The following is a 14,691-nucleotide window of genomic DNA, read 5'->3' on the forward strand; positions in this document are numbered from 1 at the left end:
GGACGCCGAGGCGGGCCGGTCAGGCCCCGATGGTCGCGGTGTCGATCACGAACCGGTAGCGGACGTCGCTGTTCTCCACCCGTTCGTAGGCCGTGTTCACCTGGTCCGCGGAGATGATCTCGATCTCAGCGCCGATCTCGTGCTGGGCGCAGAAGTCCAGCATCTCCTGCGTCTCGGGGATACCGCCGATCATCGACCCGGCGAGCACCTTGTTCCCACCGAGTAGCGAGAAGGCGTTGTAGGACAGGGCGTTCGCCGGGGCGCCGACGTTCACCATCGCCCCACCGACCCGCAGCATGCCGAGGTAGGCGTCGATCGGCAGCTCCGCCGACACGGTGTTCAGGATCAGGTCGAACCGGTTCCTGAGCTGCTTGAAGGTGCTGGGGTCACCGGTGGCGTAGTAGTCCTTCGCGCCGAGCCGCAGGCCGTCCTCCTGCTTCTTCAAGCTCTGGCTCAGCACCGTGACCTCCGCGCCCATCGCCGCGGCCAGCTGGACTCCCATGTGCCCAAGCCCACCGAGCCCGACCACGGCGACCTTCCTGCCCGGCCCCGTGCCCCACTGGCGCAGCGGCGAGTAGGTGGTGATGCCCGCGCAGAGCAGCGGTGCCGCGACGTCCAGCCCGATACCATCGGGGATCCGGCAGACGAAGGACTCCTTCACCACGACCCGGCGGCTGTAGCCACCGTAGGTGTTCTCCCCGTCGTAGCCGACGCCGTTGTAGGTCATCACGGCGCCCTTGGCGCAGAACTGCTCGGTACCGGCCCGGCACCGCTCGCACTCGCCACAGGAGTCGACCATGCAGCCGACCCCGACCCGGTCCCCCACCTCGTACCGCGCGACCGCCGAGCCGACGGCGGCGACCACGCCGGCGATCTCGTGCCCGGGCACCATCGGGAAGATCGCGCTGCCCCAGTCCTCCTTCGCCTGGTGGATATCGCTATGGCAGATGCCCGCGTAGGCGATGTCGATCAACACATCGTCGGGCCGCAGGTCGCGACGCTCGATTGTCGTCGGCTCCAGCGCTACACCCGGAGCGGATGCGGCGATCGCAGGCGTGGACGTGCTCATGAAACCCTCCAGGAAGACGAGCGGACACGTGTGAGTGCCCTCTTACATCGACTAGTGTAAGAGCCCTCTTACTTCGAGCGCGAACGAGATGGATGTGAGCTGCGACATGCCGGCCAGGTACCACCATGGCGATCTGCGTGCGGAGCTGGTGCGCACGTCAGTCGGCCTGATCGCCGAGCAGGGCCTCGAGGGCTTCTCGGTGGCGAAGGTCGCCCGCCGCGCGAAGGTCAGTCCTGGCGCACCGTACCGGCACTTCGCCGACCGGGAGAGCCTGCTGGCCGCGGTGGCGTACACCATCACCGGCCAGCTCACCGACCGCGTCCGGACCGCCACACGGTCGCACGCCGACCCGGAGGCCGCCCTCGCCGCGGCCGCCGGGGCGTACACCGGGTACCTGATCGAGCGCAGGGCCGGCCTGCACATCGTGTTCGCCGACAGTCTCCAGGGGCCACGGCACACCGAACTGCACGAGCGGACCCGGGAGCTGATCGACCAGTTCCTGCTGCTGTGCCTGAGCGTGTCCGCGAGCCCGCAGCTCGCGCTCGAACTGCTGGAGCAGTTGCTCACCCAGGCACACGGCTACGGGACGTGCTACCTGGACGGTTTCTTCCGCAGGCACGGCTACTCCGCGGACCTCGTGGTGCACAAGTCCGCCGAGGCCGCCCGGATGGTGATCCGCGGCTACCGGGAGCGCACGGAATAGCGCGGCCCGGTCAGCTCTCGCCGAAGGCCTCGGGTGGCGGGCAGGAGCAGACCAGGTTGCGGTCACCGGTCGCGCCCTCGATCCGCCGCACCGGCGGCCAGACCTTGGCGGCGGACCTGCCCGCGGGAAACACCGCGACCTCGCGGCTGTACGGCCGGTCCCAATCACCCACCACGCAGGCGGCCGGGTGCGGCGCCCCGCGCAGCGGGCTGTCCTCCACCGGCCACTCCCCCGTCGCGACCCGCTCGATCTCGCCCCGAATGGCGATCATCGCCGCGCAGAAGCGGTCCAGCTCAGCCAGGTCCTCGCTCTCGGTCGGCTCGACCATGAGCGTACCCGCCACGGGAAAGGACATGGTCGGGGCGTGCAGCCCGTAGTCGGCAAGGCGCTTGGCCACGTCGTCCACGGTCACCCCGGTTCGCCGGGTGATCGCGCGGAGATCAAGGATGCACTCGTGCGCCACCAGCCCGTCCTCGCCGGTGTAGAGCACGGGGAAGTGTTCGTTCAGGCGCCGGGCCACGTAGTTGGCGGCGGCGACCGCGGTCAGGCTCGCCTCGCGCAGGCCCGCACCGCCCATCATGCGGACGTACGCCCAGGAGATCGGCAGGATCGCGGCGCTGCCCCAGGGGGCACCGCTGATCGGCCCGACCCCGGTTTCCGGCCCGGCGGCGGCCTGCAGCGGATGGTTGGGCAGGAAGGGCGCGAGATGGGCCCGCACCCCGATCGGCCCGACCCCCGGCCCCCCACCACCGTGCGGGATGCAGAAGGTCTTGTGCAGGTTCAGGTGTGACACGTCCGCGCCGAACCGACCGAACTTGGCGAGGCCGATCAGCGCGTTCAGGTTCGCACCGTCCACATAGACTTGACCGCCGGCTTCGTGCACCAGGTCGCAGACCTCGCGCACGGTGTGCTCGTACACGCCGTGCGTGGACGGGTAGGTGATCATCGTCGCGGCCAGGTCGTCGCGGTGTTCGTGCACAGTGGACCGGAGATGCTCCAGGTCGATGTCGCCACGCTCGTCACACCGGACGACGACCACTCGCATACCGGCCATCACGGCACTGGCCGCGTTGGTCCCGTGCGCGCTCGCCGGGATCACGCACACGTTCCGCGCCGTCTCACCCCGGCTGCGGTGATAGGCACGGATCGCCAGCAGCCCGGCGAACTCACCCTGACTGCCCGCGTTCGGCTGCACCGAAACCGCGTCGTACCCGGTCATCACCGCCAGCCACCGTTCCAGGTCGGCGACCACCCGCAACAGCCCGGCCGCGTCCTCGGCAGGCTGGAACGGGTGCAGTTCCGCGAACTCGGGCCAGGTGATCGGTTCCATCTCGGCGGCGGCGTTCAGCTTCATCGTGCACGAGCCGAGCGGGATCATGCTGCGATCCAGCGCCACGTCCTTGTCCGCCAGCGCGCGCAGGTACCGCAGCAGCGCAGTCTCCGAGTGGTGCGAGTTGAACACCGGATGGGTGAGGAACTCGCTGGTACGGGCCAGCTCCGGCGGGACGCCGTCCGCGGTGTCCGCGTCCAAGGAGTCCACATCGGACACTCCTACCCCGAACGCCTTCCACACCAGCGCCAGGTGCTCGCGCGTGGTGGTCTCGTCGCAGCTGATGCCGATCCGGTCCTCGTCCACCCTGCGCAGGTTCACCCCGAGGTCGCGGGCCGCGGCGACGACCGCGTCCGCCCGCCCCGGCACTACGGCGGTCAGGGTGTCGAAGAACTCACCGTGCGACAGTTCCACCCCCGACTCGGTGAGCCCTGCGGCCAGCACCGTGGCCATCCGGTGGGCCCGTACGGCGATCCGGCGTAACCCGTCCGGCCCGTGGTACACGGCGTACATCGAGGCCAGCACCGCGAGCAGCACCTGTGCGGTGCAGATGTTGCTGGTGGCCTTCTCCCTGCGGATGTGTTGTTCCCTGGTCTGCAGGGCCAGCCGATAGGCCGGTACCCCCTCGGCGTCCACCGAGACCCCGACCAGCCTGCCGGGCAACTGACGCTCGAGCCCGGTGCGCACGGCCAGGTAGGCGGCGTGCGGGCCACCGAATCCCATCGGCACGCCGAACCGCTGGGTCGAGCCGATCACCGCGTCCGCACCGATCTCCCCGGGTGGCCGCAGCAGGGTCAGTGCGAGCGGGTCGGCCGCCACCACCACCGCGGCACCGCGCGCCCTGGCTTCGCTGATCACCGGTTGGTGGTCGCGCACGGCTCCGGATGCGCCGGGACAGGACAGCAGGATGCCGAAGAAGTCCCCGCCGAGGCCGAGGCCCTCGATTCCCGCCGACAGGTCCGCGAGGACCACCTCGATGCCCAGTGGTTCGGCTCGGGTGCGGATCACCTCGATGGTCTGCGGCAGCGTGTCGGCGTCCACCACGAATCGGTTCGACCTGGCCTTTCCCGCGCGCCGCAGCAGGGTCATCGCCTCCGCGGCGGCGGTCGGCTCGTCCAGCATGGAGGCGTTCGCGATCGGCAGGCCGGTCAGGTCGGCGATCATGGTCTGGAAGTTCAGCAGGGCTTCCAGCCTGCCCTGGGAGATCTCCGGCTGGTACGGGGTGTAGGCGGTGTACCAGGCCGGGTTCTCCAGCACGTTGCGCCGGATCACCGGCGGGGTCACGGTCGCGTGATAGCCGAGTCCGATCATCGACACCATCGGCCGGTTGCGCGAGGCCAACTCCCGCAGCTCGGCCAGCGCCTGCGCCTCGGTGACCGGCGGGGGCAGTTCGGCGGGGTCCTCAGCCGCGCGGATCGAGTCCGGGATCGCCCGGTCGGCAAGCGCGTCGAGCGAGTCGACGCCGATGACCTCGAGCATGTGAGCCAGCTCCGCGGGCCGCGGGCCGATGTGCCGGTCGGCGAAGGGCGTGCCGTTCTCCAACTCGCTGAGGGAAACTCGGTCTGGAGCCATGATCGTGCCTCCGGAACTCGGGTCGGGGCCGGGACACATCGTCCCGGCCCTCCCCCTCTGTCCGTGCCCGCTGGCGGGCGCCTGAGAGGTTCACCCGCTTGTGCTGGGCTTGCACCTTCGGCGGGGCCGCCGGAGGGTGACCCGGCGAACCACTTTCCAGAGGCGTCTCACCCGCACGGTCCTTGATGCCTGAGAGGTTCCGGGGAGGATTTGCTCCTTCGGCGCCGAGCCGGCTGTTGCCGACCCGATCTCTCCCGCGCGGGTTCTACGACTACGCGGCTCAGCTTACCGCGCGCGATTCAGCCGGTGCGGCGGGAGTCGCGGCGTTGCGCGAGCTCGTCCGGCACCATGTGCTCGATCTCGCCGCCGTCGGCCCGTTCGGCGGGGAACTCGTGGATACTGCCGCTGATCTCCTGCATGGCACCGCTGACGGCGATCCCGAACACGCCCTGGCCACCCTGCAGCAGGTCCACGATCTCCTCGGGTGAGGTGCACTCGTACACCGTCGTCCCGTCGGAGAACAGGGTCACCCTTGCCAGATCGCGTACCCCACGGTCGCGCAGGTGTTCCACGGCGAAGCGGATGTTCTGCAGGGACACCCCGGTGTCCAGCAGCCGCTTGACGATCTTGAGGACCAGCAGGTCCTTGAACGAGTAGAGGCGCTGCGAGCCCGACCCGTGCGCGGTGCGTATGCTGGGGGCAACCAGCTTGGTCCGCGCCCAGTAGTCGAGCTGCCGGTAGGTGATACCGGCGATCTGGCAGGCCGCCGGTCCGCGGTAGCCAACCAGCTCGTCGGGCAGCGACGCATCAGGAAAGAGTTCGCCCTGCTCGCCGGCGACGATCTCGACCGGCCTCTCCTCGACCACGCATGCCTCCCCTCGCCCGGCCTGTCGGCCGGCGAAACGCACCGTCGATCCCGGCGAACGGGACTTCCGGATCGACACCGCGGCGGCCGCTTGCTCCTGGCAGGCGAATCACACCGACGCGATTCATCTCCATTGACGGTAAGCGGGGGCGCGGGACCGGTCAACGCGACGCGCGGACCCCCTCCGCGAGGTATCGGCAGATACCACCATTTGCCACACTTACTCACCCATGTTATTTTTTACTCATGCAGATAATGCACCACAGCGGGCCCGAGTTCGGGGACGGTGCCGGGTACAGCGTCACCGAAGCGGCCCGTCGTACCCAGATCATCGGGGCCACCATCGAGACACTCGCCGAGCTCGGCTATCACCGGACCTCGTTCGCCCGCATCGTCGAGCGGGCCGGGCTGAGCAGCACGCGGATGATCTCCTACTACTTCCCCAGCAAGAACGAGCTGATGTTCGCGGTGGTCGGCGACATCCTGGACAGCCAGGACCTCACCGAACGCTATACCCCGGACACCGACCGTGCCGGGCTGCTGCGGGCGTACATCGAGGCCGAGATCGACTTCCTGCGCACCCATCCGCTTCGGGTGCGGGCGCTACTGGAGATCGGCAGGAACTGGACGAACGAGGGCGGCACGAACGACGGCGGCACGGAGCCGCACCGGGCCGCGCTGAACGGGATGCTGTGGCGGGACATCCAGCTCGGGCAGATCGAGCGGCAGCTGACCCAGGGTCAGCGTGAAGGTGCGTTCGGTGAGTTCGACGCGAGTGTGATGGCGATGACGATCCGGCAGGCGCTCGACGGAGCGGCGATCAAGCTCGCCGCGCAACCCGATCTCGACCTGGCGGCCTACGGAGCGGAGCTTGCGGACCTTTTCGACCGGGCGACCCGGGCCTGACCGACGGGTACGCGGTACGTCAGGTGTCGGCGCCGCGGAAGTCCTCGGGTGAGACGGAGTCGAGAAACTCCCGGAACTTCTCGACTTCGTCCTCCTGCTCGTCCGGAATGATCAGCCCGGCTTCCTCGAGCACACCGTCCTCGGCGTGGATCGGCACGCCGACCCGGAGCGCGAGCGCGATGGAGTCACTGGGGCGGGCCGAAACCCGGACGTCACCGTCGAACACCAGCTCGGCGAAGAAGGTGCCCTCCCGCAGGTCGGTGATGACCACCTGTTCCAGCTCCCGGCCGAGCGCTCCGATGACCTCCTTGAGCAGGTCGTGGGTCAACGGCCGGGCCGGACGGACACCCTGCTGCTCCAACGCGATGGCCGTGGCTTCGACCGAGCCGATCCAGATCGGCAGGTATCGCTCGCCCTCAGTCTCCCGCAGCAACAAGATCGGCTGATTCGCGGGCAACTCGACCCGCACGCCGACGACGCGCATCTCGCTCATCGGGCTTCGCCTCCCTCTCCTGCGCGCGGGCTGCAGCGCTGTCACGAGGATCCCGCATCGACAATGTCGACGCTACCCGTCATCTGGGCGCTGTGCTCGCTCTAGCTCGCTCATCCTCTATCTGTACGTGCTCTGTCGACAACCCGTGATCCACCGTAGGCGAACCCTAGGCTTACCGTACGGCATTCCAGGCGGAACGTTGAGCCGTGGAAATGTGGTGTAACCGACGGACAGTCCGCGGGTCGGAGCACTCGGGTGCCCGGTCGTCATCCACCGGTCACGCCACGGATACCCGCTTTGACCAGCAAGGTGTGCAGGGTGACCGACAGCGCGGCCAGCTCGCGCACGAGCTCGTCGGCCCTTGCCCGAGCGTCCGCATCACGATGCCGATACACCGGGGCCACGATTTGTTCCAGCAGCCCGACTTCCCGGTCCGCGGAGGCACGGAAGGCACGCAGGTGCCGCGGCTCGATGCCGAACTCGGTCATGGCCTTGACGGTCCTGGCGACCAGCACCGCGTCCGGGTCGTAGAACCCGGCGGCGCCCGGACGGACCAACCCGTACTGCTCCAACTCGGTGAGCATGGCCGCGTCCACCCCGGCCTCGGCCAGCAGGTCCTCCTGGGTCAGCCGGACGTCGCGCCCGGCGGCGAAATCGTCGGCGGTGGGCATCCCGCTCCGCGCTCGGTCCGGGCCCTCGTGCGCTGCCGCCGCCGTGGACCCGGACCCGCCGAGCGACACCAGCTTGCGCGGCGCCCGCAGCGGGGTGCCTCCCGGAGCGACCGGCTCCGCCCCCCGGTCGGCGGCATCCAACTGTTCCTTGATGACCTTCAACGGCAGGTAGTGATCGCGCTGCGCGGAAAGAACGAACCGCAACCGCTCGACGTCCGCGTCGACGAACTGGCGGTAACCGGACGGGGTCCGGCCGGGCCGTACCAGCCCCTCCGACTCGAGGAACCGGATCTTGGAGATGGTGACATCGGGGAAGTCGCCGCGCAGTTGCTCCAGCACGGCCCCGATGCTCAACCCATCGCGTTGTGGCCGCCCGGCCGCCGTCATCGGGCCGCCTGACCCCCGTGTCCGGGACCGGTCAGGAAGACGAGCCGGAACTTGCCGATCTGCACCTCGTCCCCGCCGGCGAGTACCGCCTGGTCGACCGGTTCACGGTTGACGTAGGTGCCGTTCAGGCTGCCCACGTCGATCACCACGAACTCGCCGCCTTCCCTGCGGAACTCGGCATGCCGACGGGACACCGTGACGTCGTCGAGGAAGATGTCGCTGTCCGGGTGCCTGCCCGCGCTCGTGGTGTCCCGGTCGAGCAGGAACCGCGAACCCGCGTTCGGACCCCGCTTGACGACCAGCAGCGCCGAACCAGCCGGCAGTGCGTCGACACCGGCAACCGGCGGCTCCGGCGCCTGCGCCTCCTGACCCTCCTCCGCGAGGAAGTCGGCCCGGAAGACGGAGGTCCTCTCCGGAGACTGCTCCGGGGGAACGCCGGGCCCGTCGTTCGTGCTCACCTGAGCTCTCCTTACGCGATGAACGTCGTGTCACTCGGGAAACGTGTTGCTGCCAACGTACCGTGCCTGATCGGTTCTCCACGCCCGGGTTCCCCGAACAGGCGGTCCGGTCCCGCGGTGCGGGAAGGTCACCGCCGGAGTGGTTCGGCGCGCCCGCCGCCGGTTCGGCAGCCGATCACCCGCTGGTGGGCCTCGGCATCCAGCAACTCGTCCCGGCTTGCCGGATCGCCCATCCGGATGTCGATCAGCCGGCCCTCGCCGTACGGGTCGCTGTTGATCAGCTCGGGCGACTCGGCCACCGCGTCGTCGACCGCGAGAATATCGCCGCCGACCGGCGCGCACGACTCCGGGATGCTCGTGGTCCACTCCACCTCACCGAAAGGCTCGCCCACACCCTCCCGCGCGGCCACCCACTCATGTCCGTAGGTACAGCGACGTTCTTCCGGACCGGACAAGCTGGCGGACACCATGCCCCTCTCACCCCGCGGCCACCCCGGTGCCCTGCTCACAGATGCCGGGCCACTCGGGCCCGCAGCCACCGCTTTCCGCGCGGTTTGGCACTTACCCGACGATTTCGGCACCCCTGCGTAGCGCGATCGCCCGCACCGTTTGGAGTACGTAGAGCGCACCCGACCAGAGGTACAGCGCGCCGCCCCAGATGGTGAAGGCATAGGCGACCGGGCGGGCCAGCTCGGCCACCGCCGACCCGCCCTGGGTGAGCAGCAGCAGGGGGAACGCGTACATCAGGTTGAAGGTCGCGGCCTTGCCGATGTACGTGACCTCGGGCGGGCCGTAGTCGTTGCGCCGCAGCACCAGCAAGCAGACGCCGACCACCAGCTCGCGGCCGATCAGCGCGGCCACCACCCACCAGGGAACGATCTCGCGCACCAGGAAGGCCAGCAAGGTGGCGGCGATGTAGAGCCGGTCCGCCGCGGGGTCGAGCAACTGCCCGAGCCTGCTCATCTGGTTCAACCAGCGGGCGAGCTTGCCGTCCAACCAGTCGCTGACCCCCGCGAACACCAGGATCGCCACCGCCCAGCCGTCCTCCTCCGGACCCAGCAGCAGCCAGAGGAACACCGGCACGAGGGCCAGGCGCAGGATCGAGAGCAGGTTCGGGACGGTCAGCGCCTGCCGGGCGAGCGAGGGCGACTCGGGCGCACCGGCGGGCTCGGGGGCGTCACTCACCCGCTCACCGTAGCCCGCACCCTCAGCTGGCTCGGTGGTAGCTCCAACCGCGCCGTCGCAGGTCCTCACCGGTCAGTGCCTGCGGGCGACCGTGCGAGTCGGTGCCCATCCAGCGCGGTCTGCCGGAGGAGCCTTCCAGGACGTAAGCCCGACCCTGGCTCCACACCACCGTGCAGGGGGTGCTCGGGGGAGCCCCGGCCGGGCTCGATGCTGCCGGGGTATCGGTATCGCTTTCCGCGTCGCCGTACATGTCCAACACTCTCAGTGTTCGATCTCGGGGCTGGCTGGACGCCCCGGCGGCCGAATGCGCGTCGTCGGGAGCATCCACCGTGACTGTCGGCATTCAGCCCCGTTCCGTTAACCCCCAGGGCGAACGTTCACCCGGAGGGTCGCTGACCCGAAGGGACGACACCGAGAGTAAAAGTCTACAATGGACAGACATACGTCACCTTGTTACTACCGAGAGTGACCGGAACCGGTCGACGAGTCGGGCTATTCGCCCTGGTAGTTCGGCTCCCGCCGCTCCATGAATGCCTGCACCGCCTCGGCGAGGTCCTTGCTCGGCAGGAAGGCCGCGTTCCAGGTGGACACGTAACGCAACCCGGCCGTGACCTGCTGCTCGGTATTGACCGAGAGCACGTCCTTGACCCCCCGCACCACCAGTGGCGGGTTGGCCGCGATCTCCTCGGCCAGTTCGCGTGCCGCCGTGAGCAACGCTTCCCGGTCCGGGTGGACCTCGTTCACCAGGCCGATCCGCTCGGCGCGCGCCGCGTCGATGTCCTTTCCGGTGAAGGCCAGCTCCCGCAGGTGCCCTTCACCGATGATCGCGCCGAGCCGCTGCAGGCTGCCGAGGTCCGCGACGATCGCCACCTTGACCTCGCGCACGCTGAACGCGGCGTCCGCGCTGGCCAGCCGGATGTCCGCGGCGCTGATGACGTCCACCCCGCCGCCGATGCACCAGCCGGACACCGCCGCGATCACCGGCTTGCGCACCGCGGCGACCGAGCTCACCGACTCCTGCAACGTGCGGATCTCGTCGAGGAAGGCGGTCCGCGGGGCGGCCAGCGCCTCCCCGGTCAGATACTCGGCCCAGCCCGGCATCATCGCGGGCAGGTCGAGCCCGTAGGAGAAATGCTTCCCGCTTCCGGCCAGCACGATCGCCCTGACCTGCGGGTCGGCGTCCAGCGTACGGAAGACCACGGGCAGCTCGCGCCAGAAGTCCGGACCCATGGCGTTGCCCTTGCCCGGGCCGAGCAAGGTCACCTCGGCGACGTGACCGCTGCGGGTGACCCGCAGGGAGACCAGGTTGTCGAGGCTGTCGAGGCTGTCGGCGGTATCAGTCATGGGCTCAATCCTGACTCATCTCGTTGGCACACTGCCAGCGACCCGGCACGATGTGTCCTTGGCCGCCGGATGATCGCGTGCCACCCCTGGGTGGGAGATGATTTTTCCGGCCGACGCCAGGGGATCCGACCAGGAAGGACGGCCGGTATGCAGGACAGCGCCACCGCACCGGAGGACGTGGGCGGGCGGGACACCGCGGCACCGGTGCCCAGCCCGCGCGCAGCCCGCCCGCTCGAGCTCGCCGGGGCGTTCCACTGGGGCGAGCATCGGCTGGCCTACACCGAGTACGGCTCGGGGGACAGGGTCGTGCTGCTGACGCACGGCATCATGTTCACCCGACGGATGCACGCCCCGCTGGCGCGGAAGCTGGCCGGTTCGGGCTACCGCGTGCTCACGCTCGACCTGCTCGGGCACGGCGACTCGGACCGGCCCGCCGAGTCCTGGCGATACTCGCTCCCGGCCTTCGCCGAGCAGGCGCTGGCCCTGCTCGACCATCTCGGCGTGGACCGCGCGGTGGTGGGCGGCACCTCGCTGGGTGCCAACGTCGCGCTGGAGGCCGCGGTGGCCGACCCGGACCGGCTGCACGGGATGATCGTCGAGATGCCGGTACTGGACAACGCGGTGTTCGCCGGGTTGCTGGCCTTCCCCCCGCTGCTGTTCGCCGCCCGGTTCCTGCCGGTCACCGTGCGGGGGGTGGCCGCGGTGGCGCACCGGATCCCGCACGGCCACCAGTGGGTCGATGTGCTCACCGACACCCTGGACCAGCAACCGGCCGCGCTCGCCGCGTTGCTGCACGGTGTGCTGTTCAGCCGGATCGCTCCGCCGAAGTCCCTGCGGCGCCGGATCGAGACACCCGCGCTCGTGCTCGGTCACCAGGGCGACCCGATCCATCCCTTCGGGGACGCCGACACCCTCGCCGCCGACCTGCCGAACGCGGAGTTCGTGCGGGCCCGCAGCCCGGTGGAGCTGCGTTTCGACCCGGCCCGCCTCACCACCGCCATCACCGCCTTCCTGCACCGCCGCTACCCGGTCACGGAGTGTCGGGAGTAAGTGACACCACGGGTCCGATGACGGTGATGGCGGGCGGTGTGATGCCCGCATCGGCGGCGTCGGCCGCGATCGCCTTCAGGGTGGAGCGCAGCACGCGCTGGTTGCGCATCGTGCCGTCCTGGATCACCGCGACCGGGGTGTCCGCGGGCCTGCCCGCGTCCAGCAGGGCATCGGCGAACTCGGCGAGCCGCTGTACCCCCATCATCAGCACCAGCGTGCCACGCAGCCGTCCGAGCGCCTCCCAGTCGACGAGGGAGTCCTCGTGCCCCGGGGGAAGGTGACCCGACACCACGACCACCTCGTGGGCGACACCCCGGTGGGTCACCGGGACGCCGGCCACCGCGGGCACGGCGAACGGGCTGGTGATCCCCGGCACCACGGTCACCGGCACCCCGGCCTGCACGCAGGCGAGCAGCTCCTCGAAACCGCGACCGAAGACGTAGGGATCGCCGCCCTTGAGCCGCACCACGAACCTGCCGGCCCTGGCGTGCTCGATCAGGGTGTGGTTGATCACGTCCTGGCTGGCCGCCCGGCCGTACGGGATCTTCGCCGCGTCCACCACCTCCACCTGCGGGGGCAGCTCGTCCAGCAGCTCGCGGGGTGCGAGCCGGTCGGCCACGACCACATCGGCCCTGGCAAGCAGCCGCCTGCCGCGCACGGTGATCAGCTCCGGGTCCCCGGGACCGCCACCGACCAGCGCCACCCCGGCCGGGTGCCCGAGGGCATGGCCCTGCTCGGCACCCTGCGGTACGGAGTCCGGCACGGCGCCAGACCGCAGGGCGTCCAGCAGACCGTCCCGGACGGCCGCGGACCGCCGGAAGGCTCCCCCGGACAGCACGCCGACCAGCAGGCCCTCGTGCTCCCCCGACGCCGGGGTCACCGCGCTGCCCTCGATCCCGGCGTCGGCACGCACGCAGAACACCCTGGCGCGTTCGGCCTCGGCGCACACCGCCGCGTTCACCGCGGGATCATCGGTGCAGGCCAGGGCGTACCAGGCGCCGTCGAGATCGCCCTCGGCGTACCGCCTCCGGTGCCAGACGAACTCGCCCGCGTCGGCCATCGCGCCCACCGCGGGGGTGGTGCTGGGTGAGATCAACTCGACCGCCGCCCCCGCGCGCACCAGGCGCGGTAGGCGTCGCTGGGCCACGGTGCCGCCACCGATGACGACGACCCTGCGGCCGGTCAGGTCCAGGCCAACGAGGTAATGGTGCTCTTCCGCCATGCCGCCAAGCATGCCCCGTGCGCCTCGGCGCGGCGCTGTCAGGGCTCCAGCAGCTCGAGCATCTCCTTGTTGTCGAACATCCGGGCGGTCTCGATCGCCGACGGCTGCCCGGCCGAGGGATCCGCTCCCCCGCCGAGCAGCGCTTTCACCACCTCGGGCTCGGCCTTGAACACCGCGCCGGCGAGCGGGCTCTGGCCCCGGTCGTTCAGCCGGTTCGGGTCGGCGCCCCGCTCGAGCAGGGCGGTCACCGCGTCCGCGTGCCCGTAATATGCGGCGAGCATCACCAAGGTGTCGCCCTTGTCGTTGGTGAGGTTCGCCGGGATGCCAGCCTCCACGTAGGCGACGAGGCGGTCGGTCTCGCCCCGGCGAGCGAAGCCGAACACCTTCGCCCAGAGCGCGAGCAGCTCCGGGTCGGGCTCGGGTTCCGGCATCTCGTCGGTCATGTCCCCACCCTGGCACACCCCGGTGTCAGCCGCGCCGCCCGTGAGGGTAGGGCAGCAGGGCCATCTCCCTGGCGTTCTTGATCGCCACCGCCACCTGTTTCTGCTGCTGCGGGGTCAACCCGGTCACCCGGCGGGAGCGGATCTTGCCGCGGTCGGAGATGAACCTGCGCAGCAGGTCCACATCCGTCCAGTGCACGCCGCTCAGCCGCTCGGCGGCCAGCGGGTTCCGCCTGCGCTTACCGTGCCGTGGGTTCGTCATCCGAGCCACCTCACCAACTCGACTTGCTGACGCCGGGCAGTTCCCCGCGGTGCGCCATCTCCCGCAGCCGCACCCTGGACAGGCCGAACTTCCGGACGTAGCCGCGCGGCCTGCCGTCGGCGACGTCGCGGTTCCGGATCCGGGTGGGGCTGGCGTCCCGCGGCAGGGCCTGCAGGGCCGACGCCGCCGCCGCGCGTTCCTCGGCGGTGGACCGCGGCGAGCGGATGGTCGCCTTCAACTCGGCCCTGCGTGCAGCGTACCTGGCGACGACCTGCCGGCGCCGCTCGTTCTTGGCGATCTTGGACTTCTTCGCCATCAGCGCTCCTCCCTGAACTCCACGTGGGCCCTGACCACCGGGTCGTACTTGCGCAGCACCATGCGCTCCGGGTCGTTACGCCGGTTCTTCCTGGTCACGTAGGTGTAGCCGGTGCCGGCGGTGGACCGCAGCTTGATCACCGGACGGACGTCCTCGCGGGCCATCAGAGCCGGACCCCCTTCGCCAGCAGTTCGGCCACGACCGCGTCGATGCCCCGCCGGTCGATCGTCTTCATCCCCTTGACCGAGACCCGCAGCCGCACCCGGCGCCGCAGGCTCGGCACCCAGTACCGGCGGGTCTGCACATTGGGCTCCCACCGGCGGGAGCTTCGCCGGTGGGAGTGCGAGACCTGCTTGCCATATCCCGGCGCGCGACCGGTGACCTGGCACACGGCTGACATGCACCCTCCTCAATTGGT

At 70.1% G+C, this 14,691-nt stretch carries 18 protein-coding genes and 1 riboswitch; of the genes, 3 read left to right on the forward strand and 15 right to left on the reverse strand.

The window, feature by feature from the left end; genetic code table 11:
- Nucleotides 1-19: 19 nt before the first annotated feature.
- Nucleotides 20-1,069, reverse strand: a complete 1,050-nt coding sequence (locus tag FB471_RS02260) for an NAD(P)-dependent alcohol dehydrogenase (RefSeq protein WP_141995696.1) — start codon at nucleotides 1,067-1,069, stop codon at nucleotides 20-22.
- A 106-nt stretch (nucleotides 1,070-1,175) separates the two neighbouring features.
- Here FB471_RS02260 and FB471_RS02265 point away from each other — a divergent pair, with 106 nt between their 5' ends.
- Entirely contained in the window at nucleotides 1,176-1,772 is a 597-nt protein-coding gene (locus tag FB471_RS02265; RefSeq protein ID WP_142001497.1) for a TetR/AcrR family transcriptional regulator, read from the forward strand.
- Between the two features lie 10 nt (nucleotides 1,773-1,782).
- Here FB471_RS02265 and gcvP read toward each other — a convergent pair whose 3' ends face one another.
- Both gcvP and FB471_RS02275 read right to left on the reverse strand, forming a co-directional pair.
- The gene (gene gcvP / locus FB471_RS02270; RefSeq protein ID WP_141995697.1) at nucleotides 1,783-4,674 is read right to left on the reverse strand and encodes an aminomethyl-transferring glycine dehydrogenase; all 2,892 of its coding nucleotides are present in this window, start codon (nucleotides 4,672-4,674) and stop codon (nucleotides 1,783-1,785) included.
- Between the two features lie 166 nt (nucleotides 4,675-4,840).
- Nucleotides 4,841-4,941, reverse strand: a riboswitch (glycine riboswitch).
- Nucleotides 4,942-4,973: 32 nt separating this feature from the next.
- The gene (locus tag FB471_RS02275; RefSeq protein WP_141995698.1) at nucleotides 4,974-5,540 is read right to left on the reverse strand and encodes a MerR family transcriptional regulator; all 567 of its coding nucleotides are present in this window, start codon (nucleotides 5,538-5,540) and stop codon (nucleotides 4,974-4,976) included.
- 245 nt (nucleotides 5,541-5,785) lie between these two features.
- Between FB471_RS02275 and FB471_RS02280 the strand changes: the two genes are divergently transcribed.
- On the forward strand, nucleotides 5,786-6,445 hold the full coding sequence (locus tag FB471_RS02280) for a TetR/AcrR family transcriptional regulator (protein WP_141995699.1): 660 nt from the start codon (nucleotides 5,786-5,788) through the stop codon (nucleotides 6,443-6,445).
- Nucleotides 6,446-6,464: 19 nt separating this feature from the next.
- On the opposite strand, the gene FB471_RS02285 is transcribed toward FB471_RS02280, so the two are convergent.
- From FB471_RS02285 to FB471_RS02315, 6 genes are all read right to left on the reverse strand, one after another.
- Nucleotides 6,465-6,938 (reverse strand): bifunctional nuclease family protein, encoded by a 474-nt coding sequence (locus FB471_RS02285; protein WP_141995700.1) that lies wholly within the window; start codon nucleotides 6,936-6,938, stop codon nucleotides 6,465-6,467.
- A 266-nt stretch (nucleotides 6,939-7,204) separates the two neighbouring features.
- Nucleotides 7,205-7,996, reverse strand: a complete 792-nt coding sequence (ftsR, locus tag FB471_RS02290; protein WP_170220671.1) for a transcriptional regulator FtsR — start codon at nucleotides 7,994-7,996, stop codon at nucleotides 7,205-7,207.
- Nucleotides 7,993-8,454 (reverse strand): glycogen accumulation regulator GarA, encoded by a 462-nt coding sequence (garA, locus tag FB471_RS02295; protein WP_141995702.1) that lies wholly within the window; start codon nucleotides 8,452-8,454, stop codon nucleotides 7,993-7,995. Before garA ends, ftsR begins: the two co-directional genes overlap by 4 nt.
- A 128-nt stretch (nucleotides 8,455-8,582) precedes the next feature.
- A complete protein-coding gene (locus FB471_RS02300; protein WP_142001499.1) occupies nucleotides 8,583-8,909 on the reverse strand; it encodes a biotin/lipoyl attachment domain-containing protein in 327 nt (108 codons plus the stop codon).
- Between the two features lie 106 nt (nucleotides 8,910-9,015).
- Entirely contained in the window at nucleotides 9,016-9,639 is a 624-nt protein-coding gene (gene clsA / locus FB471_RS02305) for a cardiolipin synthase ClsA (protein ID WP_141995703.1), read from the reverse strand.
- Between the two features lie 492 nt (nucleotides 9,640-10,131).
- Nucleotides 10,132-10,983 (reverse strand): crotonase/enoyl-CoA hydratase family protein, encoded by an 852-nt coding sequence (locus tag FB471_RS02315; protein ID WP_141995704.1) that lies wholly within the window; start codon nucleotides 10,981-10,983, stop codon nucleotides 10,132-10,134.
- Nucleotides 10,984-11,130: 147 nt separating this feature from the next.
- Here FB471_RS02315 and FB471_RS02320 point away from each other — a divergent pair, with 147 nt between their 5' ends.
- Nucleotides 11,131-12,033: an alpha/beta fold hydrolase gene (locus FB471_RS02320; RefSeq protein WP_141995705.1), complete on the forward strand. Its 903-nt coding sequence runs from the start codon at nucleotides 11,131-11,133 to the stop codon at nucleotides 12,031-12,033.
- Here the strand turns inward: FB471_RS02320 and cobA are convergent.
- From cobA to rpmB, 6 genes are read right to left on the reverse strand one after another with little or no spacing between them, the layout of a single operon-like run.
- Entirely contained in the window at nucleotides 12,014-13,255 is a 1,242-nt protein-coding gene (gene cobA, locus FB471_RS02325; RefSeq protein WP_141995706.1) for a uroporphyrinogen-III C-methyltransferase, read from the reverse strand. The genes FB471_RS02320 and cobA overlap by 20 nt on opposite strands.
- Before the next feature lie 38 nt (nucleotides 13,256-13,293).
- Entirely contained in the window at nucleotides 13,294-13,698 is a 405-nt protein-coding gene (locus FB471_RS02330; protein WP_141995707.1) for an ankyrin repeat domain-containing protein, read from the reverse strand.
- A gap of 25 nt (nucleotides 13,699-13,723) precedes the next feature.
- The gene (gene rpsR / locus FB471_RS02335; RefSeq protein ID WP_141995708.1) at nucleotides 13,724-13,957 is read right to left on the reverse strand and encodes a 30S ribosomal protein S18; all 234 of its coding nucleotides are present in this window, start codon (nucleotides 13,955-13,957) and stop codon (nucleotides 13,724-13,726) included.
- Nucleotides 13,958-13,967: 10 nt separating this feature from the next.
- Complete coding sequence (gene rpsN / locus FB471_RS02340; RefSeq protein ID WP_141995709.1) at nucleotides 13,968-14,273, reverse strand: 30S ribosomal protein S14; 306 nt, start codon at nucleotides 14,271-14,273, stop codon at nucleotides 13,968-13,970.
- On the reverse strand, nucleotides 14,273-14,437 hold the full coding sequence (gene rpmG / locus FB471_RS02345; RefSeq protein WP_141995710.1) for a 50S ribosomal protein L33: 165 nt from the start codon (nucleotides 14,435-14,437) through the stop codon (nucleotides 14,273-14,275). The genes rpsN and rpmG overlap by 1 nt, the downstream gene beginning before the upstream one ends.
- Complete coding sequence (gene rpmB, locus FB471_RS02350) at nucleotides 14,437-14,673, reverse strand: 50S ribosomal protein L28 (protein WP_141995711.1); 237 nt, start codon at nucleotides 14,671-14,673, stop codon at nucleotides 14,437-14,439. Before rpmB ends, rpmG begins: the two co-directional genes overlap by 1 nt.
- Nucleotides 14,674-14,691 lie beyond the last annotated feature (18 nt).

Source organism: Amycolatopsis cihanbeyliensis, from assembly GCF_006715045.1.
In the GTDB taxonomy this organism is placed as follows: domain Bacteria; phylum Actinomycetota; class Actinomycetes; order Mycobacteriales; family Pseudonocardiaceae; genus Amycolatopsis; species Amycolatopsis cihanbeyliensis.